Here is a 23,875-nt window from a genome sequence, read left to right as displayed (position 1 = left end):
CGGCCTCTCCCGCAAGCGGGAGAGGTGAAGGAAGAAAGATCAGCGCTTGTTCTTGACCGGAACGTCCATGTCCTCGATCTTCAGCTCGCGCACCGGCTCGAGCACGGCCCAGGCGACATTCGGATCGACCTTGACCTTGAAGTGATACATGCTCTGCAGCGCCTGATGGTCTTCCTTGCGGAACATCATCTTGCCCTTGGGCGTATCGAACTCCAGGCCTTCCATGACCGTGATCAGCTTCTCGGTGTCGGTCGACTTCGCCTTGGTGACGGCGGCGACGACGGACATCGCCGCGGCGAATCCGCCCGCGGTGAAGAAGTCCGGCGGCGCGTTGAAGCGCTTCTGGTGCTCGGCGACAAGCCAGTCATTTACCGGGTTCTTCGGGATCGCGTAGAAATAATAGGTCGCGCCTTCCATGCCGGGCAGGCCCTTGTAGGCGGCGAGCGCCGGCAGGATGTTGCCGCCGGTGGACAGTTCGATGCCGTAGCGCTTCGGATCCATGTCCTGGAGTTTCGCCAGCGGATTGCCGGCGCCGGCCCAGATCACCCAGATCACCTTGCGGCCCGGCTTGTCCTTCAGCGCGTCGAACAGGCGCTGGCCGACCGCGGTGAAGTCGGTGGTCGAGGTCGGGGCATATTCTTCGGCGGCGAGCGTCGCCCCGGTCTTGCCGAGCGCCTCCTTGAAGGCGGCGACGCCGTCGCGGCCGAAGGCGTAGTCCTGCGCCAGCGTCGCGACGGTGACGCCCTGCTTGCCGATCGCGACCGCGTTCGAGATCGCGTCCTGCGACGAGTTGCGCGCGGTGCGGAAGATGTAGCGATTCCACTTCTCGCCGGTAATCTGATCCGCGACCGCGGGCTCGACGATCAGGATCTTCTTGTTTTCCTCGGCGACAGGCAGGATCGCGAGTGCCGCGGCCGACGAGGTCGTGCCGATCGCGATGTCAACCTTGTCGTCCTGATAGGCTTCCGCGAGCGCGGCCTTGGAGAGATCCGGCTTGCCCTGGTCGTCCTTGGTGATGACGACGATCTTGCGCCCGTCGAGCGTCATGGTGCCCTTGGTGGCGTATTCGAACCCCATCTGCAGGCCGGTCTCGGTCTGCTTGGCATAGGCCTCGAGCGGGCCGGTCTTGCCATAGATCAGCGCGATCTTGAGATCGTCGGCCTGTGCGGAGGTGCCCGCGGCGAGGGCGAGGATGGTTGTTGTTAAGATGAGCGATCGGCGCACGATGGTCCCTCCTGATGAGTTCTTTGGCCATAGCGATTTGCACAACCGTGCGGACATTGCAATTCCACCTTCCGGCGGACCACGCGACGGGCATGTGTGATATTGTCCGGCCCGGCCGAGCCGGATCGCTTCTGCCGAAGAAATCGGCAGATGCAATTGTTGACCTCACCCGTGGAACGGGTTGCTCAGGCTTTGCAAAGTAACGACTCAGGCCCGGGGTTACCGCCGGTATCCGTTCGCGCGGGAATAGCCCTGCCGGTTCTGCTGCGTCGAGCGGTTTGTGACGCTGGCGCGTGCTTCGCTGGAAATGGGCGTTGCGAGCTTCAGCTCCTCCAGGAAGATCGGCCGGGAGAAGTAATAGCCCTGCGCGTAACGGATCTTGGTCGCAGCCTGGAGGTAGGCGAGCTCCTCGTAGGATTCGATGCCTTCGGCAATCACGGTCATGCCGAGCGCTTCGCTCAGGGATTCGATCGCGCGCAGGATGCCCTGGTTGCGTGGACGCTTATGGATATCGGTGATGAAGGAGCGGTCGATCTTGATCTCGTCCGCGGTGATGTCGGCCAGCGCCGAGAGCGAGGAATAGCCGGTGCCGAAATCGTCGATCGAGATGGCGACGCCGAGCTTGCGGAACATCGGCAGGATCTCGGCCTGGAAATGATTCTTGGCGACGAAGGCGTCTTCCGTCACCTCGATCATGAAGCGCTGCGGAAAGCCGGTGTCGTCGAGCGCCTGGGCAAAGCTGCGCATGAATTCCGGGTTGCCGGCCTGCTTGGCCGCGACGTTGATGCTGATGGTCGCTTCCGCACCGAACGTCTCGTTGATCAGGTCGATCGACTTGACGATCTCGGCGAGCACGAGATGGGTCAGCTCGTCGATCAGCCCGAGTTCGGTGGCAAGATTGATGAACGAGCCGGGCGCCTGGATCACGCCCTCGTCGTCGCGCAGCCGCACCAGGGCCTCGATGCCCTTCACGTCCTGCGTGCGGATGTCGACCTTGGACTGGAAGGCGCAGCAGAAGCGCTTCTCCAGGATGGCCTGCCGCAGCGACTGCTCGATCTTCATCCGCGCCAGCGCCTCGCGTTCCATGCTGGAATCGAAGAAGGCCGCCGATCCCTTGCCGTCATTCTTGATGCGGTACATCGCGATGTCGGCGTTCTGGCGCAGTGTCTCGAAGCTGCTTCCGTGATCGGGGTAGAGGCTGATGCCGACGGAGGTTGAGGCGAACACTTCCGAATTGTCGATGAAGAACGGCGCGGTCAGCCGCTCCAGCGTCGACTGCATGAATTCGGCGACTTCCTCCTGGTTCTGGATCGGCGATAGCAGCAGCAGGAATTCGTCGCCGGAGATGCGCGACAGCATGTCCGAGTCGCGCAAGCCGCGTCCAAGCCGCTTCGACAGTTCGACCAGCAGGGCGTCGCCCACGGCGTGCCCGTAATAGTCGTTGATGTGCTTGAAATTGTCGACGTCGAGAAAGGCGAGCGCAAAGCGATCGCCCGTGCGACCCTGCGCGAGCAGGCTGGTGGCGCGATGCTCGATCACGCGCCGCGAGGGCAGGCCGGTCAGATCGTCGAAATAGGCCGAGCGGAACAGCTGGTCTTCGAAATTCTTCTGCTCGGTGATGTCAGAGGAGGCCGAGATCAGCAGCTCGCGTCCGTCGAGGCGGACCGGACGATGGGTGGTCAGCAGCACCTGGCGTGCGGCTCCGTCGTGGAGCGCTTCCTCGGCGACGACCGCCTGGCCGGAGCTCAGGGCCTGCCGGCAGGCTTCGAGGCGCGACGCTAGATCGCGCGAGGGGCGGCTGCCGTCCATGCCGAGCTGGGCAGCCGCGACATCGTTGACCAGGAGAAGTTCGCCTTGCGCGTCCTGCACGGTCAGGCCGGCAGGCAGCATTCTAACGATTTCCTTGAGAAATCCGAGTTCGGCTTCGCTCGCGCCGGAATATTTGTTGTCGTTCATAGAAGTCATGAATCTTGTTGTTTCAGCGCGCCTTTGCAATGGCCGCGATCTTGCGCGGTTCCCTCTTAAGTTTGGTTAAGGGGCCCGGAGAATTACGGTGGTGTTTTGCGGCGATGCGACGCGCGCAGCCTATCGTCATTAACAGGGCGTCAACGCGTCCGGTGAAACCGCGAACGACGCGCGCGAACGGGTTTCGTTGGCGCCGCGTCTAACCGTCCTTGGGGATACGGCATTGCATGGTGCAATGAAGTCCGGTCCTGAGATAGGAAACCTCAGTCTTGCCGTCGAAGGCCGACAGCGCCGACTTCAACAGCTTGGTGCCGAAACCCGGCTCGGAGATCTTGTCGACGCTCGGACCCTCGGTTTCATCCCAGGTCACGGTCAGGCGATCGTCGCTGACGGTCCATGACACCTGCAACAACCCGCGCGGCGCGGAGAACGCGCCATATTTCCCCGCGTTGGTGGCGAGTTCGTGAAACATCAGGGACAGCGTGACCGCAAGTTTCGGCGGCAGGAACAGCCGGTCGCCGTTGAGCGTGAAGCGGACATGGCCGTAAGGGCCGAGCTCGGAGATCAGGAGGTCGCGAATGTCGCAGCCGGCCTTGTCGATCCGTGAGATCAAATCGTCGGTCGCGGCAAGCGACCGCAGCCGCGGATCGATCCGGGCCCAGATTTGCGGCTGATCGTGCAGCACCTGATGCAGCACGGCATGCACCGTCGACAGCTTGTTCTTCAGCCGGTGCTGGAGCTCGTCGACCAGCAGCTTGCGGTAGTCTTCTTCCTCGATCAGGCGTCTGGAAATCCGCCGCTGCTCGACGAGGAGCGAGCGATAGTGCTCGACGCCCCAGATGGTGAGCGCGCAGACCGCCCAATACAGCGCCAGCAGGGCGAATCGCGCGTTATCGGCAAAGGCATCGCCGAAATTCACGACGACGCCGAGCACGCCGCCCACCAGCGCCGTGATGATGCCGATGCGGAAGCCGCCGAACGCGGCTGCAAAGAACACGGCCGGGAAATACGGCGTGAAATAGACGTCGGGCCGCACATGGGCGAGGGCCCAGCGCGCCAGCGTCGCAACCAGCAGGCAGGCGACCGCAAACGCAAGGCTCAGGCCGAGCGACGGCGGTGCCACGCCCTGCCAGCCCTTGCGGAATTCGTCGATCAGCTTCCCCATGCGCAGTCCGGTCGCGATATGCGTTCGACAATCGAGCGATCGCCAGGAATGTTACGCATGTCGCCGGCCCCAAGCAAAGCTTGCCTTGTCGGAAGCCGGCAGGAATAGTGCCTGCCGCGGCGCCGACCGTCGCGGCGCCGTCGTCGATCGGTGTCCGCCATTTGGCGTCAAGGGGTTCGAAAACAGGGACATTCCATGGGCAGGCTGGATGGCAAGGTCGCGGTGATCACGGGCGCGACGAGCGGGATCGGGTTGCGGACTGCAGAAGTCTTCGTTGCCGAAGGTGCCAAAATTGTGATCGCGGGCCGGCGCATACCGGAAGGCGAGGCGCTGGCGAAGCAGCTCGGGGCGAATTGCGTCTTCCGCCAGACGGATGTGACGGTCGAAGCGCAGATGCAGGCGGTGATCGCGCTCGCGGTGGACAAATTCGGCCGCATCGACTGCCTGTTCAACAATGCCGGCGGTCCGGCGCAGACCGGCGGCATCGAAGGCCTCGAGGTCGAGCGCTTTGACGCGGCGATGGCGACCCTGCTGCGCAGCGTCATGCTCGGCATGAAGCACGCCGCGCCGCACATGAAGAAGCAGGGATCTGGCAGCATCATCAACAATGGCAGCATCGCCGGCCGTCTTGCCGGCTTCTCGTCATCGATGGTCTATGGTGCAGCCAAAGCGGCGGTGATCCATCTCACCAAATGCGTGGCGATGGAGCTCGGCGAATCCAACGTCCGCGTCAACTCGATCTCGCCCGGCGCCATCGCGACCGGCATTTTCGGCAAGGCGCTCGGGCTTTCGACCGACGCGGCGGAGAAGACGCCGGCGGTGATGCGCGAGGTCTACAAGACCGCGCAGCCGATCCCGCGCGCCGGCCTTCCCGATGACATCGCCCATGCTGCGGTGTTCCTGGCCAGCGACGAATCCAGCTTCATCAACGGCCATGACCTCGTCATCGACGGCGCGATGACCGGCGGCCGCAACTGGAGCCAGCAGCAGCAGGGCTACGTGGCCCTGCGCAAGGCGTTCGATCAGGGGGGCGGATAGTTTCGTCATTGCGAGGAGCGAAGCGACGAAGCAGTCCAGGCCGCTTCCGCGGACGCAGTCTGGATTGCTTCGCTTCGCTCGCAATGACGACTGCGATGCTCAAACCGCCTTCACCCGCACCCGCAATCCGTCGCGCGGCTTCGGGATCGGCCACATCTGCCAGTCGGGCTTGTAGCCGGGCTCCAGCGACACCTCGATGTTCTGCAGGAAGTGCCGCGCGAAGCATTTGGCCTGCATGTAGGCGAAGTGCAGGCCGAGGCACATATGCGCGCCGCCGCCGAACGGCACCCAGGCGAAGCGGTGGCGGTTGCGCTGGGCCTCTTCGGTGAAGCGCAGCGGATCGAAGCGATCCGGCTCCGGCCAGATGTCCTTCATGTGGTGGGTGTAGAGCGGATTGACGCCGATCGCAGTGCCGGCCGGAATCGAAAAACCCTTGAAGCTGAAATCGCGCACGGCTCGGCGCGGCATCGAGGGCACCGGCGGCTTGATCCGCAGCGCTTCCTTGAACGCCATCTCCGACAGCGGCATCTTTTCGAGATCGTCGAAGCTGCTTGGCGCGTCAGGGGCGAGCCCCAGCGCCATGACTTCCGCGCGAAGCTTGTCCTGCCAGCCGGGATTTGCCGCGAGTTCGCCAATGAACGACGTCAGCGACGAGGTCAGCGTGTCGTGCGCCGCCATTATCAGGAAGCTCATGTGGTCGATGATGTCCTGTTCCGAGAGCAGCGCGCCGTCCTCGTGGGTTGCGCGGCAGAGCTGCGAGAACAGATCATCACCGCCGAGATTGCCGCGTCGCAGCGGAATCTGCTCGCGGAAATAAGCCACGATGCGCTTGCGTCCCCTGACGCCGGCCGCCATCTGCGTGCCGGGCAGCGGTCGGCGGATCGGGGCGACGGCAGCGGCGACCATGTCGACGAAGGCCCGGTTGATCTCGTCGACCTCCGGCCCGATATCGGCGCCGATAAAGGACGCGGCGGCGAGATCGAGCGTGAGCTGCTTCATCGCCGGATAAAGCTGCATCTCGCCGGGCTTGGCCTTCCACTGCGCGACGCGGGCGGCGATGCCGCGGTCGAGATCGCTCAGATACGACTTCATCGGGCCGGACTTGAATGCGACCGACAGCGCCTTGCGGTGCAGCCGGTGCTCCTCGAAATCCAACAGCATCAATCCCCGCGGAAACAACAGGCCGAGCACCTTGTTCCAGCCATGGGTCGAGGAGAACAGCTTTTGCTGGTCGAACAGCACGAGCTCGTTGGCCTCGGGGCCGAGCAGCACGATATTGGTCTCGCCGAAGAAATGCGTGCGATAGACGAGGCCGTATTTGGCGCCGTTCGCCTCGATATGCCCTTTGGGGTCCGCGAGCACCTGGAAGGTCTTGCCGATGATCGGCCAGCCTTCGTCGCCGGGGATGTGGGTCAGCTCGTTGCGCTTGGGCGGAGTGAAGCCGTGCGCAGGGGCGGCCACATTCTGCATCGACATGACGATTGCTCCGGTTGGCTAGACCCGGCCAACATAACACAATCCAGCTGCGATGACTCCGCGCTTACCGCTTCGCCGCTTCCTTCTGCAAATCCGGCGCATTGACGGCCGGAATCGCAACGCGGCCGGCGCCGGTCACCTTCAGCGCCTCGGCGGCCTTTTCGTTTTCCATGATCTTGGCCATCACGGCCTGTCCCGCGCGCTCGAAGATCGCGCGGTTCTCGATCACAAATTTTTGCGACTTGCGCAAGCCGTCGATGTAGCCGTTGATCTCGGGCACCACGTAGCGCGCGACCATGTCCCAGCTCCGGCGCGTGTTCTCCGGATTGGCCCAGTCGTGCACGAAGCCGATGACGGCGCCGATTCCGCCGGAGACCTGCATCACGTTCTTGATCATCTTGACGAGGTCGTCGGGCGTGCCGATGACGGAGGCCGCGCCGTCGACGAAAGCGGTCTTGTCCACGGCCTCGTCGGGTGAGGCGAACGCGGTGAGCCCGGGCCGTTGCAGCGTGCCGACATTATATTCATTGTGCCAGCGCATTAGGCCGGGGCCGGCCTCGCGGCGCGCCTGCTCGCGGGTCTCGGCGATGTGCCAGGTCAGCAGCACGCGCCAGTTCGCGCGATCGACTTTGGTGCCGTGCTTTTTCGCCGCGTCCTCGGCGAACTGCCATTGCTGCTGCAGCGACATCAGCCCCTGAGTCGTCATCGAACCCAGCGAAATGATGCCGATTCCGTATTTTCCGGCGAGCGTCATGCCGGAGGGCGAGATCTGCGAGGCCACGACGAAGGGCATTTCCTCCTGCAACGGCAGGAGCTGCAGCGCGGCGTCGTTCATGGTGAACCAGTCGCTCTTCGCCGTGACGCGCTCGCCGCTGAAGAGGCGGCGGATCACGCCGATCGCTTCGTCCTGGCGGTCGCGCTGCGTCATCGGATCGATGCCGAGCGTATGCGCGTCGGAGGCGAGCGCGCCGGGACCCGAGCCGAAGATGGCGCGGCCGCCGGTCATGTGGTCGAGCTGCACCATGCGCTGCGCGACGTTGTAGGGATGATGGTAGGGCAGCGACACCACGCCGGTGCCGAGCCTGATCCGCTTGGTGCGCTCGCCGGCGGCCGCCAGGAACATCTCGGGGGAGGCGATCATCTCCCAGCCGGAGGAATGATGCTCGCCGCACCAAAACTCGTCATAACCGAGGCTATCCAACTGCTCGACCAGGTCGAGATCGCGCCGGAACTGGAGCATCGGATGCTCCCCGATCGGATGATGCGGGGCAAGGAAGGCTCCGAACTTCAGGCGCGCCATGGCGTTCTCTCCGGCTTACATTTTTTTGTTTGTGGCGCGAAGCTACGTGCTGGAGACAGCGAACGCAATCGTGCGATGTCCCGCGCGGCGGAATGCAGCCATGCGTATGTCGTCTTCCTCTCCCGGCACGCTGAGAGAGGCGGAACGCGCGAGGATCCTACCTTCGAGGTAATCGCGGCGCCGCATGCGGTCTGAGATGATCGGCAAGGACATCCGAGGATCACGCGCCGATGCATCAAACCGTCACAAAGCAGGTCGACACGTCGCGTCGCTGGTGGGTGCTGGCGATCGTCGTGGCCGCCCAGTTCATGTTCGGCGTCGATGCCTTCGTGGTCAACGTCGCCATTCCCACCATCGCGGTCGAGTTGAAGGCGTCGCCGGCTCAGATCGAATCCGTCATCGCGATCTACCTGATCGCCTATGCCACGCTGGTCGTCACCGGCGGCCGGCTTGGCGACATTCACGGCACCAGGAACGTGTTCCTGGCAGGTCTGCTCGGCTTCACCCTGACGTCGCTGTGGTGCGGACTGGCGCGATCCGGTTCGGAGTTGATCGTCGCGCGATTGACGCAGGGTGCCTCCGCCGCGCTGATGGTGCCGCAGGTGCTGGCGACGCTGCATCTCCTGTTCACCGACGAACAGCGCAACCGCGCCTTCGCCATCTACGGCATCGTGCTGGGACTCGCGGGTGCCGCGGGCTTTCTGCTCGGTGGTCTCCTGGTCACGATCGATCTCGCCGGCACCGGCTGGCGCTCGGTGTTCTTCGTCAATGTGCCGTGCGGTCTCGTGATCGCGGTGGCGGCCTGGCGCATCATGCCCTCGGCACCGCATCGCGCCGGCACACGGCTTGACATCACGGGCAGCATCGTCCTGTTCGCCGGATTGCTGTGCATGATCGGTCCGCTGCTGCTGGGTCACGATGTCGGCTGGGCACCGTGGCTGTGGCTGGTGATGGCGGTCGGCGCCGCGATCCTCCTGGGGTTCCCGAAGCTGGAGCATGCGGTGACACGCGCCGGCGGCATGCCGCTGATTGATCTCTCGCTGCTGGCGGACGCCGCTTTCCTGCGCGGCCTTGGCGCGGCGTTCTTTTTCTTCTCCGCCAATCTCTCGTTCTATCTGGTCATGACGCTGTTCATGCAGCGAGGGCTGAAATCCCGCCGCTCGCGGCCGGCATGGCCTTCATTCCGCTCGCGCTCGCTTTCGTCGTGGCCTCGCGCCATAGTGGCGCACGGGCGCGCCATCGCGGCACCAGGGTCTTGATCGAAGGCTGCGCGCTTCAGATCGCGGGCCTCGCGGCCCTTGCGCTGGTCGCGTTCTCTGTCGACGCGCCGTCCGCGCTCCTGCTCGCGCTCACCATGATCGTGTTCGGCTACGGTCAGGGGCTGGTGATGGCGCCGCTCTCCGGCGCGGTGCTCTCGACGGTGAAGCCTGTGGCCGCCGGTTCTGCCTCCGGCATGTACGGCACCACGGCGCAAGTCGGAAATGCGGCCGGAGTGGCCGCAATCGGCGCCATGTTTTTCGCCGTCGAAGCGGTGCAATCAGCGCGCGCAGGATTTCTCGTCTCGCTCGCACTGTTCGCAACATTAATCATGATCTGCGCCGCATTCCTGGCGTGGATGCGCCGGGTATCTGCATGAAGTTGAGGCATTGCGGTTAATGCGTGCTGATTTCTGCAGGCTTTCCTGAGATTTAGCACCTCATCGACAGCACACGGTCTTTTTATTTTGCGCTGCAGCAACTATTTGGTTTGGGTGGACGTTGAACGTCGCCTGCTAGGAGCTGCCGTGTCGTTAACCAGAAATGTCGATCTCTTGAGACGTCTGCCAAAGCTGGACGGATTGCGCTTCGCCGAGTTTGGCCGGAGCGCCGATGCGTCCAGTCCGTTGCAAGAGGTCACGGGCTTCGGCGACAATCCCGGCAATCTGCGCCTGTTCGCGTTCGTGCCGCCGCAACTGCAGAAGCCGCGCGCGCTCGTCGTCGTGCTGCACGGCTGCGGCCAGACGGCGGCAAGCTACGACCTCGGTGCCGGATGGTCGACGCTCGCCGAGCACTACGGCTTCGCGCTGTTGATGCCCGAGCAGCAGCGCATCAACAACAGCAACACCTGCTTTAACTGGTTCCATCCGGAAGACACGGCGCGGGACAGTGGCGAGGCCTGTTCGATTCGCGAGATGATCGCGCATATGACGGAAACGCATCGCGTCGATCCCAAGCGCATCTTCATCACGGGCCTGTCGGCCGGCGGCGGCATGACGTCGGTGATGCTCGCGACCTACCCTGAAGTCTTCGCGGCCGGTGCGGTGATCGCGGGACTTCCCTACGGCATCGCGACCAATCTGCGCGAGGCGCTCGACGGCATGTTTCATTCCCCGGAGCGGCCGGCGCGTGAACTTGGCGATCTGGTGCGGCGGGCCTCGAATCATCGCGGGCCCTGGCCGAGGATCTCGGTGTGGCACGGCAGCGCCGATCGCACCGTCAATCCCGGCAATGCCAACGAGATCGTCAAGCAATGGCTCGACCTGCACGATCTGCCCGAGGCGCCGATGGCGGAAACTGACATCGACGGCTATCCGCGCCAGGCCTGGTGGAACAAGGACGGCGAGACGCTCGTCGAGTCCTACGCCATCACCGACATGGCCCACGGCACGCCGCTCGGCCTTGCCGACAACGACCAGCGCTATGGCGTGGAAGGCGCGTTCCTGATCGAGGCCGGCATCTCCTCGTCTTATCACATCGCCAAATTCTTCGGCCTCACCGGCTGGATTCCCGACGCTGCGAAGAAGGCGGAGGCAAAGCCGACGCCGGCCCGCTCGCCCGCGCCGCATCTGGCGCGCTCGATCCGCGCCGCGATCGCCGAAGAGCCGGCCGAGCCGAAGCGCGAGGAGGCCCGCGGCTTCGATCTCGGCCAGATCATTACGCGCGCGCTCACGGCCGCGGGATTGATGAAGTAACTCAGGCCGTCGCGCCGATAAGGCAGGAGTTTTGTGCCCGTCGTCGCTGCGATCCGCGAATGGGGTGACCGCAACCTGAGCCAGCCCGCGGCGTTCGCAGACGCCGCGGAATAGGCGCTCACATCTCGCCGGTGATGAACGGATTTGTCATCCGCTCCTGGCCGATGCTCGAGCCGGCGCCATGGCCGCAGATGAAGCCGACATCGTCGCCGAGCGGCAGCAGCTTGGTCTTGATCGAGTCGATCAGCGTCGCGTGACTGCCGCCGGGCAGATCGGTGCGACCGACCGAGCCCGCGAACAGGACGTCGCCGACATGGGCGAAGCGCAAGTCCTTGTTGAAGAACACCACGCTGCCGGGCGAGTGGCCGGGGCAATGATAGATCTCGAACTGGAGATCGCCGATGGCCACGCTGTCGCCTTCGTCGAGCCAGCGGTCCGGCTCGAAATTGCGCACCCCCGTCATGCCGAAGCGCGCGCCGCTCTCGACCACGTTGTCGAGCAGGAATTTGTCCGCGACGTGCGGGCCCTCGATCGGCACCTTCAGCTCGTCGCGCAGTTCGGCCGCGCCGCCGACATGGTCGATATGGCCGTGGGTGAGCCAGATCTTCTCCACGGTGACGCCGGTCTGCTTGATGGCGTCCAGGATCTTCGGCACGTCGCCGCCGGGATCGATCACCACGGCCTTCTTGGAAGGCTCGTCCCAGATGATGGTGCAATTCTGCTCGAACAGCGTCACGGGGACGATGATCGCGCCTGCCTTCGCGCTGGCCTCAGCTTGTGTCTCGTTTTGCTCGGTCATGGCGCCACAATGCCGATTTTTGCCATGCCGCCAAGCAAAAGATTTCTCCCCGGGGCCTGGGAACAACCGCAGACATCGTCACACGGCCGTCCCAATTCGCCTGCTGGTTTGAACCGGAGCGCTCCTTCCGCGTTCTCCCGCGCAACAAGCAGTTTTGGATGGATTTCCCGCATGGCTCAGGGCGGCAGCGATTGGTGGCGCGACGGCATCTTCTATCAGGTCTATCCGCGCTCCTTTCAGGATTCAAACGGCGACGGTGTCGGCGATCTCGCCGGCATTTTGCAGCGGCTACCTTATGTGAAATCGCTCGGCGTCGACGCGATCTGGCTGTCGCCGATCTTCCCCTCGCCGATGGCCGATTTCGGCTACGACATCTCCGACTACACGGGCATCGAGCCGCTGTTCGGCACGATGGCGGATCTCGATGCGCTTCTCGCCGCCGCGCACGACAACGGCCTTAAGCTGATCCTCGACCTCGTGCCGAACCACACCTCGGACCAGCATCCCTGGTTCGTCGAGAGCCGTTCCTCGCGCGACAATCCCAAACGCGACTGGTACATCTGGCGCGACCCGGACGAGGGTGGCGGCGTGCCGAATAATTGGCTGTCCGAGTTCGGCGGTAGCGCGTGGCAGTTCGACGAGACCACCGGCCAATACTACTATCACGCCTTCCTCGCCCAGCAGCCGGATCTCAACTGGCGCAATCCCGATGTCCGCGCGGCAATCTATGACGTGATGCGGTTCTGGCTGGAGAAAGGCGTCGACGGCTTTCGCGTCGACGTGATCTGGCATCTGATTAAGGACGCCGAGTTCCGCGACAACCCGCCCAATCCGCATTATGCCGAGGGCCGGCCGCCGAACGAAAAGATAATGACGCAATATTCCACCGACCAGCCGGAGGTGCACGACGTCATCGCCGAGATGCGCCGCGTCACGGATGCCTATGATGCCCGCGTCCTGATCGGCGAGATCTATCTGCCGCTGCATCGCCTCATGGCCTATTACGGCAACGATCTCACCGGCGCGCAGATGCCGTTCAACTTCGCGCTGCTCTCGACCTTCTGGAGCGCGCGCTCGATCGAGAAAATCGTCGAGGATTACGAGAAGGCGCTGCCGAAGGGCGCCTGGCCGAACTGGGTGCTCGGCAATCATGACCGTCCACGCGTCGCAAGCCGCGTCGGGCCGGAGCAGGCCCGCGTCGCCGCCATGCTGCTGCTGACGCTGCGTGGCACGCCGACGCTCTACTATGGCGACGAGATCGGCATGCATCAGCTCGCGATCGCGCCCGAGGACGTGCGCGACCCCTTCGAGAAGAACGTGCCCGGCATCGGTGTCGGCCGCGACGGCTGCCGCACACCGATGCAGTGGGATTCTTCCAACTTCGCCGGCTTCTCGGACGTCAGGCCATGGCTGCCGCTGCCGGAGGATCACATCCGCAACAACGTCGTCGATCTCGAGGCCGATTCACGTTCGATCCTGACGCTCTATAAGCGTCTGATCGCGTTGCGGCAGGGCTGTCCGCCGCTGGTCGCGGGCGACTATCATCCGCTTGCCGCGCAAGGCGATCTCCTGATCTATCGCCGCGAGGCCGAGGGCAGGGCGGTGACCGTGGTGCTCAATCTCGGCCCTGAGCCGATCGCGGTCACCACCAGCGCGATCAGGTTCGGCAGCGAGATTCTGCTGTCGACATTCCTGGATCGCGAGCGAGAGCGGATCGAAGGCGTGCTGGATCTGCGCGGCAACGAGGGCGTGATCATCACGCCACCCTGACCGTCGTCCTGGACAAGGCGAAGCGCAGATCCAGGACCCATTGCCCCAGGGAGTGGTTTGACGAAGATTCGTGGTGATAGCTTCGTACAACAATCACCTATTGGGGTAATGGGTCCTGGCTTTCGCCAGGACGACAACGGAGTGCGTGGTCGCACTGACTACCCCGGATGCTTGTTCCCTCGCACCGTCCCGTCGATATCGCTCCGCTTCAACAGATAGTCCAATCCGCCGACGCGGTACCAGCGATAGCCATAGGGCTCCAGCACGACGCGGTGCTGGCCGCGCTTGTCGGCGTGGCTGTGGTCCTCCGCGAGCAGATTGATCAGGTGCGCGCCGGCCTCGCCTGGCAGCCCCGCCGAGAACGCGATCTCGCGCGGCTTCTCGTCGAGATTGTGCACGAACAGCACGGAATTGTTGCGCCAGTCATAGCGCATGATGAACACGGCGGGATCGCGCGTCGCGATGATCGAAAAATCGCCCCAGCCGATCTCCGGCACCTCCTTGCGCATGCGGACGATGCGCTCGGTCCAGTTCAGCATCGAGTTGGGATCGCGCCGCTGCTTGGCGACGTTGACGTGCGGATAGCCGTACGGTCCTTCGTCGATGACGGGCAAGGCCGGCTTGTCGCTGGTGGTGAAGCCGCCATGCGGCTCCGTCGACCATTGCATCGGCGTGCGCGCGCAATTGCGCTCGGGGAGCGAAAGATCATCGCCCATCGCGATCTCGTCGCCGTAGCGGATCACGGGCGTTCCCGGCAGCGTGCACATCAGGCTGTAGGCGAGCTCGAGCCGCCGGCGGTCGCCACCGAGCATCGGTGCCAGGCGACGGCGAATGCCGCGGTCGTAGAGCTGCATGTCCTTGTCAGGACCGAAGCTTTTGAACACGGTGTCGCGCTGCGCCTTGGTCAATCGCCCGAGATCGAGCTCGTCATGATTGCGCAGGAACAGGCCCCATTGCGCCGAGGCGGGCCGCGGCTTGGTCGCCTTCAGCGCTTTCCCCAGCGGGCGGGAATCGGACGAGGCCAGCGCATAGAACAGATGCTGGTTGACCTGGAAATTGAACATCATATGCATGCGGTCGGCATCACGGCCGAAATATTCCATGTCCGTCTTCGGCAGCACGTTGGCCTCGGCGAGGATGATGGCATCGCCCTGCCGCCATTGCAGGAATTCACGGAACGTCCGCAGCATGTCGTATTGTTCGGCCGGCTTTTTCACTTTGGCGCCTTTGGTCGCGATGACGAAAGGCACGGCATCCATCCGAAAGCCCGAGACGCCGAGTTGGATCCAGAAGCCCATGATCTTCAAAATCTCGGCCTGCACGCGCGGGTTCGAGGTGTTGAGGTCGGGCTGGAAATCGTAGAAGCGGTGGAAGTACCAGGCGCCGGCTTCCTTGTCGCGCGTCCATGTCGATTTCTGAACGCCGGGAAAGACCATGCCCTGATTGGCGTTGGCCGGCTTCTTGTCGGACCAGACATACCAATCGCGGTAGGGCGAATTCCTGTCGCTCCGCGCCGCCTTGAACCAGGGATGCTGGTCGGAGGTGTGGTTGACGACGAGATCGATGATGACGCGAATGCCGCGTTGCTTGCAGCCATGAGTGAACTCGACGAAATCGCCGAGCGTGCCGTAGCGGGCATCGACGCTGTAATAATCCGCGACATCGTAGCCGTCGTCGCGGCCGGGCGAGGTCTGGAACGGCATCAGCCAGATCGTGGTGATGCCGAGGCCGTGCAGATAATCGAGCCGGCGCAACAGGCCCTTGAAATCGCCGATGCCATCGCCGTTGGCGTCCATATAGGTGCCGACGGACAGGCAATAGATGATGGCGTTCTTGTACCAGAGATCGTCGATCATGCGCGCGCAGCCTCGGTGGTTCCGCCGAGGTGCGGCGGCTGCGTGATAAGTGTTAAGAGCGAGAGCGGTTCCGTACCCCGCCGTCGTGCTGGACAAGCGAAGCGCAGATCCAGGACCGAATACCACAGGCCGAAATTTGACGAGGACTGGTGGTGATCCCCTCGTGCACCAACGATCCCTTGGGGTCATGGTCCTGGCTCCCGTGCGCAATTGCGCACTAGGCCAGGACGACGACGGAGGAATCGGCTATCCTCCCCCGATGGACAACACCGCCCGCATTGCCCTCGTACCGCCGCCGGACCGCCGACAATCCGAGACGGCGCTGGCGATCGCGCGCGGGACGGCGCGGTTGCTGCGCTCGCTCGGCTTCACCTGCATCAGCGAATTGCCGCTGCCCTCGGGGCGACGCGCCGATCTCGTCGCGCTGAACGAACGCGGCGAGGTCTGGATCGTCGAGATCAAATCGTCGGTGGAGGATTTGCGCGCCGATCAGAAATGGCACGAATACCGGGCGCATTGCGACCGGCTGTTCTTCGCCTTCACGCAGGACCTGCCTTGCGAGATCTTTCCGCAAGATACCGGCTTGATCATCGCGGATGCCTATGGTGCGCACCTGCAATGCGAGGCGCCCGAGCACAAGCTCGCTGCGGCCACGCGCAAGCAGATGACGGTGCGGTTCGCCATGGCGGCGGCGTTGCGGATCAACCGGCTGGTCGATCCGCAGGGGCATGCGGAGTTTTGGGAATAGCGGCGCCGCGAGCGCGATGCCGTAGGGTGGGCAAAGCGGAGCGTGCCCACCATCCAGGTCAAAGATTGAAGCAGACATGGTGGGCACGGCGCTTTGCGCCTTGCCCACCCTACGGCACCGTTATCGCGGCGCGCGCTTGGCCAAAATCCGCTGCAACGTGCGCCGATGCATGTTGAGCCTGCGTGCCGTCTCCGAGACGTTGCGGTTGCACATCTCGTAAATGCGCTGGATGTGTTCCCAGCGCACGCGGTCGGCCGACATCGGGTTCGCCGGCAACTCGGACTTGTCCGAGCCGGTCGATAGCAGCGCCGCGACGACGTCGTCGGCGTCCGCGGGTTTCGAGAGATAATCGACCGCGCCCATCTTCACCGCGGTGACGGCGGTGGCGATGTTGCCATAGCCGGTCAGCACGATCGCGCGGGCGTCGGGGCGCTTCTTCTTCAGCGCCGAGACCACGTCGAGACCGTTGCCATCACCGAGCCGCAGATCGACCACGGCGAATGCCGGCGCCGCCTTGCCGATCTGCGCCAGACCGTCCGAGACGGTGTCGCATGACGTCACCGCAAAGCCGCGCGTTTCCATGGCGCGCGACAGCCGCTCCAGAAACGGCTTGTCGTCCTCCACGATCAGCAGCGAGCGGTCGGTCTGTTCGTTCAGTTCGGCGATGGCGTTCAAGGTTTGGTCCTCTCTCCAGCGCGTCTACATATGGCGGCGCAATCGGGCGGTGCCAAGGGCGCCAATGGTCGATCGGCCCCGTTGTGCGACGCAAGGTCGCGGCCTATCCTATTGTTTCTTCGAAGGTCTCGATAGCCTCAAAACGGTCTCGCGGCCACGTGATCTGGACCACTGCGCCATGGTCCGGAAAGGTCCGGTTGGTAAACGAGACCTTGGCGCCGGTGCGCTCCAGCAAGGTGCGCGCGATGAACACGCCGAGCCCGAGGCCGCCGCCTTCGTCCTTGCTGCGCCGCCGCGACAAATAGGGCTCGCCGATCCGGTTCAGGATGTCAGGCGGAATGCCGGGACCATCGTCGGAGATCACGAGCTCGATTGTGTCCTTGTTCCACCACGCATTCACCTCGACGGTGGTGCGGGCGAAATCGACCGCGTTCTCGACGATATTGCCGACGCCGTAGAGGATCGCCGGATTGCGCGAGCCGACCGGTTCGGCCACGATGGCGACGGCGATGCGCACCTTGATATCGACGCCGAAATCGCGGTGCGGCGCCACCACCTCCTCGATCAGCTCCGACAGCTTCATGCGGTCGAACGGCGCGCCGGTGGAGGAGAGCTGGGTGATCTTGCTCAATATGTCGCGGCAACGCTGCGTCTGCTCGCGCAGGGTCTTCAGGTCGGCGGCAAAGTTCGGCTCCTTCACCGTCTTCTCCAGCTCGCGCGAGATCAGGAAGATCGTCGCGAGGGGCGTGCCGAGCTCGTGCGCTGCGGCTGCGGCCAGGCCGTCGAGCTGGGTCAGATGCTGCTCGCGCGTCAGCACCAGCTCGGTCGCGGCCAGCGCGTCGGCGAGCTTGCGCGCCTCCTCGGTGACCTGGAACGAGTAGAGGCTGGTCACGCCGATCGCGAGCGCGATCGAGAGCCAGACGCCGACGAGATAGATCGGCGGCAGCACCAGCGGATCATCAGAATCCCAGGGCAGCGGCAGATGGAAGAAGAACAGGACCGAGGCGCAGGCGACAGCCAGCACGCCGAGGCCGAAGGTGAAGCGGGCCGGCAGCGCCGTCGCGGAGATCAGCACGGGCGCGAGGAACAGGAACGAGAACGGGTTCTGGAGTCCGCCGGTGAAGAACAGGAGACCCGCCAGCTCCACGATATTGAGCGCGAGCAGTCCGGCCGCCTGCATCGGCTCCAGCCGCTGCAGCGGATTGGACACGGTCTGGAGCGCCAGATTGAGCGCCGCCGACAGGGCGATGATGCTGACGCAGGGAACGATCTCGACATTGAATTCCAGCCCCTGCGCCACGATGAAGATCGCGGCGAGCTGGCCGAGCACCGCGAGCCAGCGCAGTCGCAGGATCGTATCCAGGCGGATATGCCGCTGCGCGGGGCGAAAGTCGGAAGCGGCAAGTTCGGTCATTTCGGCCAATGGGGCGGTGCCTTCTCGATCACAAGCGCGCGGCTCACGGAACCGCCGGATTACAAGCCTTGCGCTCTCCGCTGCAATAGCAGAAGAACGCCCAGCATGACGGAGAATGACAAGGCTTCAAGCTGGCCGACTGTCGCGGATCGCAGCCTCTCCGCGGCAATCGCGGTCGATCACCTGGTCAAGGTCTACAAGCAGACCCGCGCCGTCGACGACATCTCCTTTTCGCTTCCGCGCGGCAGCATCACCGGGCTGCTGGGCGGCAACGGCGCCGGCAAGACCACGACCATCGCGACGATCATGGGCCTCGTGCTGCCGACCTCCGGCCGCGTGCAGGTGCTCGGGCATCGGATGCCGGAGGACAGCGCGTCCGTGCTGGGTCGGATGAACTTCGAGAGCCCCTATGTCGACATGCCGATGCGGCTCACGGTGCGTCAGAACCTCACGGTGTTCGGCAAGCTCTATGCGGTGAAGAACCTCTCCGATCGCATCGCTGAGCTCGCCGACGATCTCGATCTCACCGAGTTCATCGACCGCGCCAACGGCAAGCTCTCCGCAGGACAAAAGACGCGCGTTGCGCTTGCCAAGGCGCTGATCAACCAGCCCGAGCTGCTGTTGCTGGACGAGCCGACCGCCTCGCTCGATCCCGACACCGCCGACTGGGTCCGGGGGCATCTGGAGCGTTATCGCATGGCGAACAACGCCACCATCCTCTTGGCGTCGCACAACATGCTCGAGGTCGAGCGGCTCTGCGATCGCGTCATCATCATGAAGCGCGGCCGTATCGAGGACGACGATACGCCCGAAGCCATCATGGCCCGCTACAACCGCACCACGCTGGAAGAGGTGTTTCTGGACGTCGCGCGCGGAAGGGTGAACGGCGCGCAGGAGGTGGCACGATGAGCCAGGCCGTATGTTGCGACCGTAGCCCGGGTGAGCGAAGCGATACCCGGGAACGCCGCCAGCAAGGTCCCGGATATCGCTTCGCTCATTCGGGCTACGCGGTGCCGCAATGACCGAACTCTCCCTCCACCGCGGCATCTCCGTCCACCGCATTGGCGCGATGATCCTGCGCTATTGGTACCTGTTGCTGTCGTCCTGGCCGCGGCTGCTCGAGCTGCTCTACTGGCCGGCGCTGCAGGTCATCACCTGGGGCTTTCTGCAGCTTTACATCGCGCAGAATGCCAACTTCTTCGCGCGTGCCGGCGGCACCCTGATCGGCGCCGTCATTCTCTGGGACATCCTGTTTCGCGGGCAGCTCGGCTTTTCGATCTCGTTCCTGGAAGAGATGTGGGCGCGCAACCTCGGCAATCTCATGATGAGCCCGTTGAAGCCGATCGAATTTCTGCTGTCCCTGATGATCATGAGCCTGATCCGGCTCGCGATCGGCGTCATCCCCATGACGCTGCTCGCGTTATTCCTGTTTCACTTCAATGTTTATGCGCTCGGCGTGCCGCTGATCGCGTTCTTCTGCAATCTGATCTTCACGAGCTGGTCGGTCGGCATTTTCGTCTCCGGACTGGTGCTGCGAAACGGCCTCGGCGCCGAGAGCATCGTCTGGACCTTGATGTTCGGCATCATGCCGCTCGCCTGCGTCTACTATCCCGTCAGCGTGCTGCCGGTCTGGTTGCAATACATCGCCTGGACGCTGCCGCCGACCTACGTGTTCGAAGGGATGCGCGCGCTGCTGATCGAAAACACCTTCAGGACCGATCTGATGCTGAGCGCGTTGGCCATCAACGCGGTGCTGTTGCTTGCATCTTTTGGGGCATTCCTTGCCCTTTTGCGCAGCGCCAGGATGCAGGGCTCGCTGCTGTCAGGCGGCGAATAACGTCACTTTCTCGTGGATTCTGCCCGGTTTGGGCACCTCGGCCACGTAGATGTACGGAACCATGCATTGACGCAATATTACGCATTCGGCAGTATGCTGCGATGCGAAGAGGAATATAGCGATGCCGATTGGTGAGTTTGGCGGGGCGCCGCCCCTGGTGGCCGAAGGCAGTCCTGTCCTGACGACGCCGATGTACTGGATGTACGAGATGGGGCAAGCCTCTCTCAATCCGGCGCGTGCGATCACGGACGCGACCAAGCTCCTGTTTCAGAATCCGCTGAACCCCTGGGCACGCACCGAGGTTGGCAAGTCGGTTGCCGCGGCCTGCGAATTGTTCGAACGCACCACCCGCCGCTACGGCAAGCCGGAATGGGGCCTCAACGACACCGAGGTCAACGGCATCCGCGTTCCCGTCGAGGTCCGCTCGGTCTGGGAAAAGCCGTTCTGCCGCCTGCTCTACTTCGATCGCAAGTTCGCCCGTCCACTGCGCAGTCCGCATCCACGCGTGCTGATCGTCGCTCCGATGTCCGGCCATTACGCGACGCTCCTCCGCGGTACCGTCGAGGCTTTCCTGCCGGCGCATGAGGTCTACATCACCGATTGGGCCGATGCCCGCATGGTGCCGCTCAGCGACGGCCGCTTCGATCTTGACGACTACATCGACTACGTCATCGAGATGCTGCATGTCCTCGGCGGCAACACGCATGTGCTGGCGGTGTGCCAGCCCTCGGTTCCCGTCGTCGCTGCCGTTTCGATTATGGAAGCGCTACGCGATCCCTTTGTGCCGACCTCGATGACGCTGATGGGCGGCCCGATCGACACCCGGCGCAATCCGACTGCGGTGAACAACCTGGCCCAGGAGCGCGGCATCGACTGGTTCCGCAACCACGTCATCACCAAGGTGCCGTTCCCGCATCCGGGTATGATGCGCGACGTCTATCCGGGCTTCTTGCAGCTCAACGGCTTCATCAGCATGAATCTCGACCGGCATATGGATGCCCACAAGCAGCTATTCGCCAACCTGGTAAAGGGCGACGGCGACCTCGTCGACAAGCATCGTGACTTCTACGACGAATATCTCGCGGTGATGGATCTCTCCGCCGAGTATTACCTGCAGACCGTCGACACCGTGTTCGTGAAGCATTCGCTGCCGAAGGGCGAGATGACCCATCGTGGAACACGCGTCGATCCCTCCAAGGTCACGCGCGTCGCGTTGATGACCGTCGAAGGCGAGAACGACGACATCTCCGGCATCGGTCAGACCGAAGCAACGCACACATTGTGCAGCTCGATTCCCGATCACCGCCGCGTTCATTACGTCCAGAAGGGCGTCGGACATTACGGCGTGTTCAATGGCTCGCGCTTCAAATCGGAAATCGTGCCGCGCATCCACGACTTCATGGTCTCGGCGGCGAATCCGAGCTCATTGCAGGCTCTCGCGGCCGAATAATCGCGTTTTTCGGCTTTCCCGCTGAAAATCGACGCCCTGTCGGAGGCTCCGACAGGGGCGAGTTCCCGCTAGATTCGCGGTATTTAGGTAGCTTTGTAGGAGTGAGTCCAACCTCACCCCTTGGGGGTGCCACATGCGCCGAACGGGGGCGAAAAAAGCCGGTTCCAACCCCAGTCTGTAGGGTCTCCCGGACGCCAGACCCCTGTATATTGGGCAAATGATTTGTTTTTGCGCCGAGCGCTTTCCCTGGCGGCGGTTATGGCAGAATCCGGGCGCTCTCCTGCCCCCCGGACTGACAGACATGGCCACTCGCGCACTCCTCTATCGGCGGCCCCACGAGCCGAAGACCCTCCTGATCACCCATGGATCGCAATATTTTGCGATTCGACTGCGCCGGCATCGCCGCGCGCGCCGTTACACGCTCAGAATTCATCCGAGCGATCGCGAAGCCATCCTCACCATGCCGCCGCGCGGCACGCTCGCCGAAGCAAAAGACTTCGCGCAGCGCCACGGCGCGTGGATCGCGGCACGTCTCGGCCGTTTGCCGAAGGCCGCGCCGTTCCAGCCTGGCACAGTGATACCACTTCGCGGCACGGCCCATCGCATCGTTCATCGCGCCGGCACGCGCGGTACGGTGTGGACGGAAGTGCGCGACAGCGGGGAGCGCATTCTCTGCGTCGCCGGCGGCGTCGAGCATGCCGACCGTCGCATCAGCGACTTCCTCAAGCGCGAGGCTCGCCGCGACCTTCAGCGTGCGGCGGAATCCTATGCCGCCGAGCTCGGCGTCAAGGTCAAGCGGCTCTCGATCCGCGATCAATCCAGTCGTTGGGGCTCCTGCACCTCGGCCGGCTCGCTGTCGTTCTCCTGGCGCCTGATCCTCGCGCCGCCCTACGTGCTCGACTATCTCGCCGCCCACGAGGTCGCCCATCTCGTTGAGATGAACCACTCGGCGCGGTTCTGGCGCGTCTGCGGCAAGGTCTGCCCGTCGATGGAGCGCGCCAAGAAGTGGCTCGATACGTACGGCAACGACCTGCACCGCTACGGGGTCGAGGATTAGGCCCTCGCTGCCAACCTCCATCTGACGCTGTCATCGCCCGGCTCGACCGGGCGATCCAGTGTTCCGAGGCGGTTGTTATTGAACCGAGAGGCCGCGGCGTACTGGATTCCCGCGTTCGCGGGAATGACAGTTGAGAATGCAGCGACGTCCGCGCGTACTCAATTCATCCCTCTGCTCAGGCGCTGACATCCGCGCTTGTCCCCGGCTGCGTGCGCGAGGCGAGATAGGATGACTGCAATTGCACGCCGGCCTTCTGGCCCTCGGCCAGCATCGCCTGGAAGGCTGCGTCGAGTTGATCGCGGCTATAGGTTGCGGAGCTGCTTTCACGCGGGGTCCATTGCGATTGCGTGATCGCGGTGGAAGCTTTTTCAACGGTGCCACCGAGCCGCTCGGCGTATCTGTCGGCCCGCCACTGCGCCAGATCCGGTCCACTCAGATCGGGTGGATCCTCCAGCTTGCCGATCTTTCCAGCCGCCTCGTTGGTCATCGTTGAGGACCCGCCATTGTACAGGGTGGCGACCACCTTGCCGTCGACCTTCACCTGAGCATAGGTGTTCTCAGGGGCATCGTCCGAGACGACCGACTGAGTTGCGCTCGTGTCATGGGTCATCAGCCAGTTCGATGCCATGAGGTCGCGCAGGTGAGGATTGTCCGCCGCCGATATCGACTTGGCGCCTGTCAGGGGCTTGACCTGCGAGACGTCAATCCGAAAGCCGTCGGTCGCAGCATCAGTCGCATCCGGTCCCGCCGGCTGAAGACTCGATGTCCTATTCGAAGCGGACGTTGATGCGGGTCGCAGATGAGGCAACGCCGCGCTGGATACACCCGACATCATGGAACGCTCTCCGATACTTGCTCAACCTGTGAGAGCAAATCCCGGGCCGCCGACCGGAGCTTGAAGAGACTGGTGTTTTTGCGTTCCGGGAGCTGCGGGGATCGGCCGATTTTGCCATGGTAGGCAGGACTTGCCGAAGACGACACCGGTGGCGAACCGGGAGAGCCGAGATAGCGGCCGCGTTCGGGATGATGGCGGAACGGTTCTGTTTTGCCCGAGGTGTCAAATGGCTTTGCTGTCAGAATCAGCCGTCTTGCGCCTCACGCAAGCCGTTGATTTCGTTATCCTCGGCTACTGTGCATGGGGTTGTTTTCGC

18 protein-coding genes and 1 pseudogene are annotated in these 23,875 nt (G+C 63.7%); 9 read left to right on the top strand and 10 right to left on the bottom strand.

The annotated features are described in order from the left end of the window. Nucleotides 1-39: 39 nt before the first annotated feature. From IVB19_RS35895 to IVB19_RS35885, 3 genes are all read right to left on the bottom strand, one after another. Complete coding sequence (locus IVB19_RS35895; RefSeq protein WP_018455865.1) at nucleotides 40-1,224, bottom strand: substrate-binding domain-containing protein; 1,185 nt, start codon at nucleotides 1,222-1,224, stop codon at nucleotides 40-42. 219 nt (nucleotides 1,225-1,443) lie between these two features. Beyond that, a complete protein-coding gene (locus IVB19_RS35890; RefSeq protein WP_018455866.1) occupies nucleotides 1,444-3,180 on the bottom strand; it encodes a putative bifunctional diguanylate cyclase/phosphodiesterase in 1,737 nt (578 codons plus the stop codon). Nucleotides 3,181-3,388: 208 nt separating this feature from the next. Next, nucleotides 3,389-4,354, bottom strand: coding sequence for a sensor histidine kinase (locus IVB19_RS35885; RefSeq protein WP_085349750.1), 966 nt, complete (start codon nucleotides 4,352-4,354; stop codon nucleotides 3,389-3,391). Nucleotides 4,355-4,549: 195 nt separating this feature from the next. Here IVB19_RS35885 and IVB19_RS35880 point away from each other — a divergent pair, with 195 nt between their 5' ends. Beyond that, the gene (locus IVB19_RS35880) at nucleotides 4,550-5,392 is read left to right on the top strand and encodes an SDR family NAD(P)-dependent oxidoreductase (RefSeq protein WP_018455868.1); all 843 of its coding nucleotides are present in this window, start codon (nucleotides 4,550-4,552) and stop codon (nucleotides 5,390-5,392) included. A 99-nt stretch (nucleotides 5,393-5,491) separates the two neighbouring features. Here the strand turns inward: IVB19_RS35880 and IVB19_RS35875 are convergent, their stop codons facing one another. Next, on the bottom strand, nucleotides 5,492-6,868 hold the full coding sequence (locus IVB19_RS35875) for a cytochrome P450 (RefSeq protein WP_247820808.1): 1,377 nt from the start codon (nucleotides 6,866-6,868) through the stop codon (nucleotides 5,492-5,494). Between the two features lie 64 nt (nucleotides 6,869-6,932). Further along, a complete protein-coding gene (locus tag IVB19_RS35870; protein ID WP_018455870.1) occupies nucleotides 6,933-8,168 on the bottom strand; it encodes an LLM class flavin-dependent oxidoreductase in 1,236 nt (411 codons plus the stop codon). 230 nt (nucleotides 8,169-8,398) lie between these two features. On the opposite strand from IVB19_RS35870, the pseudogene IVB19_RS35865 reads away from it, so the two are divergent. Further along, nucleotides 8,399-9,804 (top strand): annotated as a pseudogene (locus IVB19_RS35865) (MFS transporter). Between the two features lie 147 nt (nucleotides 9,805-9,951). Continuing rightward, complete coding sequence (locus IVB19_RS35860; RefSeq protein WP_026233043.1) at nucleotides 9,952-11,118, top strand: extracellular catalytic domain type 1 short-chain-length polyhydroxyalkanoate depolymerase; 1,167 nt, start codon at nucleotides 9,952-9,954, stop codon at nucleotides 11,116-11,118. A gap of 118 nt (nucleotides 11,119-11,236) precedes the next feature. Here IVB19_RS35860 and IVB19_RS35855 read toward each other — a convergent pair whose 3' ends face one another. Beyond that, complete coding sequence (locus tag IVB19_RS35855) at nucleotides 11,237-11,917, bottom strand: MBL fold metallo-hydrolase (RefSeq protein ID WP_018455873.1); 681 nt, start codon at nucleotides 11,915-11,917, stop codon at nucleotides 11,237-11,239. A gap of 171 nt (nucleotides 11,918-12,088) precedes the next feature. Between IVB19_RS35855 and IVB19_RS35850 the strand changes: the two genes are divergently transcribed. Beyond that, nucleotides 12,089-13,687: an alpha-amylase family glycosyl hydrolase gene (locus IVB19_RS35850; protein ID WP_018455874.1), complete on the top strand. Its 1,599-nt coding sequence runs from the start codon at nucleotides 12,089-12,091 to the stop codon at nucleotides 13,685-13,687. A 158-nt stretch (nucleotides 13,688-13,845) separates the two neighbouring features. On the opposite strand, the gene IVB19_RS35845 is transcribed toward IVB19_RS35850, so the two are convergent. Then, entirely contained in the window at nucleotides 13,846-15,543 is a 1,698-nt protein-coding gene (locus tag IVB19_RS35845) for an alpha-amylase family protein (RefSeq protein ID WP_018455875.1), read from the bottom strand. Between the two features lie 259 nt (nucleotides 15,544-15,802). Here IVB19_RS35845 and IVB19_RS35840 point away from each other — a divergent pair, with 259 nt between their 5' ends. Beyond that, nucleotides 15,803-16,291, top strand: a complete 489-nt coding sequence (locus IVB19_RS35840; protein ID WP_018455876.1) for an MmcB family DNA repair protein — start codon at nucleotides 15,803-15,805, stop codon at nucleotides 16,289-16,291. Between the two features lie 120 nt (nucleotides 16,292-16,411). On the opposite strand, the gene IVB19_RS35835 is transcribed toward IVB19_RS35840, so the two are convergent. Next, the gene (locus IVB19_RS35835) at nucleotides 16,412-16,966 is read right to left on the bottom strand and encodes an ActR/PrrA/RegA family redox response regulator transcription factor (RefSeq protein ID WP_007598178.1); all 555 of its coding nucleotides are present in this window, start codon (nucleotides 16,964-16,966) and stop codon (nucleotides 16,412-16,414) included. Nucleotides 16,967-17,069: 103 nt separating this feature from the next. After that, nucleotides 17,070-18,380, bottom strand: a complete 1,311-nt coding sequence (locus tag IVB19_RS35830) for an ActS/PrrB/RegB family redox-sensitive histidine kinase (protein ID WP_018455877.1) — start codon at nucleotides 18,378-18,380, stop codon at nucleotides 17,070-17,072. Between the two features lie 105 nt (nucleotides 18,381-18,485). Between IVB19_RS35830 and IVB19_RS35825 the strand changes: the two genes are divergently transcribed. From IVB19_RS35825 to IVB19_RS35810, 4 genes are all read left to right on the top strand, one after another. Then, nucleotides 18,486-19,289, top strand: coding sequence for an ABC transporter ATP-binding protein (locus IVB19_RS35825; protein ID WP_085349757.1), 804 nt, complete (start codon nucleotides 18,486-18,488; stop codon nucleotides 19,287-19,289). A gap of 109 nt (nucleotides 19,290-19,398) precedes the next feature. Then, a complete protein-coding gene (locus IVB19_RS35820) occupies nucleotides 19,399-20,217 on the top strand; it encodes an ABC transporter permease (RefSeq protein WP_018455879.1) in 819 nt (272 codons plus the stop codon). 121 nt (nucleotides 20,218-20,338) lie between these two features. Beyond that, on the top strand, nucleotides 20,339-21,667 hold the full coding sequence (locus IVB19_RS35815) for a polyhydroxyalkanoate depolymerase (RefSeq protein ID WP_018455880.1): 1,329 nt from the start codon (nucleotides 20,339-20,341) through the stop codon (nucleotides 21,665-21,667). 217 nt (nucleotides 21,668-21,884) lie between these two features. Beyond that, complete coding sequence (locus IVB19_RS35810) at nucleotides 21,885-22,724, top strand: M48 family metallopeptidase (protein WP_026233044.1); 840 nt, start codon at nucleotides 21,885-21,887, stop codon at nucleotides 22,722-22,724. 175 nt (nucleotides 22,725-22,899) lie between these two features. Here IVB19_RS35810 and IVB19_RS35805 read toward each other — a convergent pair whose 3' ends face one another. Continuing rightward, nucleotides 22,900-23,559, bottom strand: a complete 660-nt coding sequence (locus IVB19_RS35805; RefSeq protein WP_247295909.1) for a hypothetical protein — start codon at nucleotides 23,557-23,559, stop codon at nucleotides 22,900-22,902. Nucleotides 23,560-23,875: the final 316 nt, after the last annotated feature.

The sequence above is a fragment of the Bradyrhizobium sp. 187 genome, from assembly GCF_023101005.1.
In the GTDB taxonomy this organism is placed as follows: Bacteria; Pseudomonadota; Alphaproteobacteria; order Rhizobiales; family Xanthobacteraceae; genus Bradyrhizobium; species Bradyrhizobium canariense_D.
The sequence above is the reverse complement of the archived record's forward strand: the minus strand, read 5'-3'. Positions and strand labels throughout refer to the sequence as shown.

Bases quoted from the DNA above. Each gene is read 5' to 3' on its own strand.
- IVB19_RS35890 (WP_018455866.1), bottom strand. From the start codon at position 3,180: ATGAACGACAACAAATATTCCGGCGCGAGCGAAGCCGAACTCGGATTT.
- IVB19_RS35885 (WP_085349750.1), bottom strand. From the start codon at position 4,354: ATGGGGAAGCTGATCGACGAATTCCGCAAGGGCTGGCAGGGCGTGGCA.
- IVB19_RS35880 (WP_018455868.1), top strand. From the start codon at position 4,550: ATGGGCAGGCTGGATGGCAAGGTCGCGGTGATCACGGGCGCGACGAGC.
- IVB19_RS35875 (WP_247820808.1), bottom strand. From the start codon at position 6,868: ATGTCGATGCAGAATGTGGCCGCCCCTGCGCACGGCTTCACTCCGCCC.
- IVB19_RS35870 (WP_018455870.1), bottom strand. From the start codon at position 8,168: ATGGCGCGCCTGAAGTTCGGAGCCTTCCTTGCCCCGCATCATCCGATC.
- IVB19_RS35855 (WP_018455873.1), bottom strand. From the start codon at position 11,917: ATGACCGAGCAAAACGAGACACAAGCTGAGGCCAGCGCGAAGGCAGGC.
- IVB19_RS35850 (WP_018455874.1), top strand. From the start codon at position 12,089: ATGGCTCAGGGCGGCAGCGATTGGTGGCGCGACGGCATCTTCTATCAG.
- IVB19_RS35845 (WP_018455875.1), bottom strand. From the start codon at position 15,543: ATGATCGACGATCTCTGGTACAAGAACGCCATCATCTATTGCCTGTCC.
- IVB19_RS35840 (WP_018455876.1), top strand. From the start codon at position 15,803: ATGGACAACACCGCCCGCATTGCCCTCGTACCGCCGCCGGACCGCCGA.
- IVB19_RS35830 (WP_018455877.1), bottom strand. From the start codon at position 18,380: ATGACCGAACTTGCCGCTTCCGACTTTCGCCCCGCGCAGCGGCATATC.
- IVB19_RS35825 (WP_085349757.1), top strand. From the start codon at position 18,486: ATGACGGAGAATGACAAGGCTTCAAGCTGGCCGACTGTCGCGGATCGC.
- IVB19_RS35820 (WP_018455879.1), top strand. From the start codon at position 19,399: ATGACCGAACTCTCCCTCCACCGCGGCATCTCCGTCCACCGCATTGGC.
- IVB19_RS35815 (WP_018455880.1), top strand. From the start codon at position 20,339: ATGCCGATTGGTGAGTTTGGCGGGGCGCCGCCCCTGGTGGCCGAAGGC.
- IVB19_RS35810 (WP_026233044.1), top strand. From the start codon at position 21,885: ATGATTTGTTTTTGCGCCGAGCGCTTTCCCTGGCGGCGGTTATGGCAG.
- IVB19_RS35805 (WP_247295909.1), bottom strand. From the start codon at position 23,559: ATGATGTCGGGTGTATCCAGCGCGGCGTTGCCTCATCTGCGACCCGCA.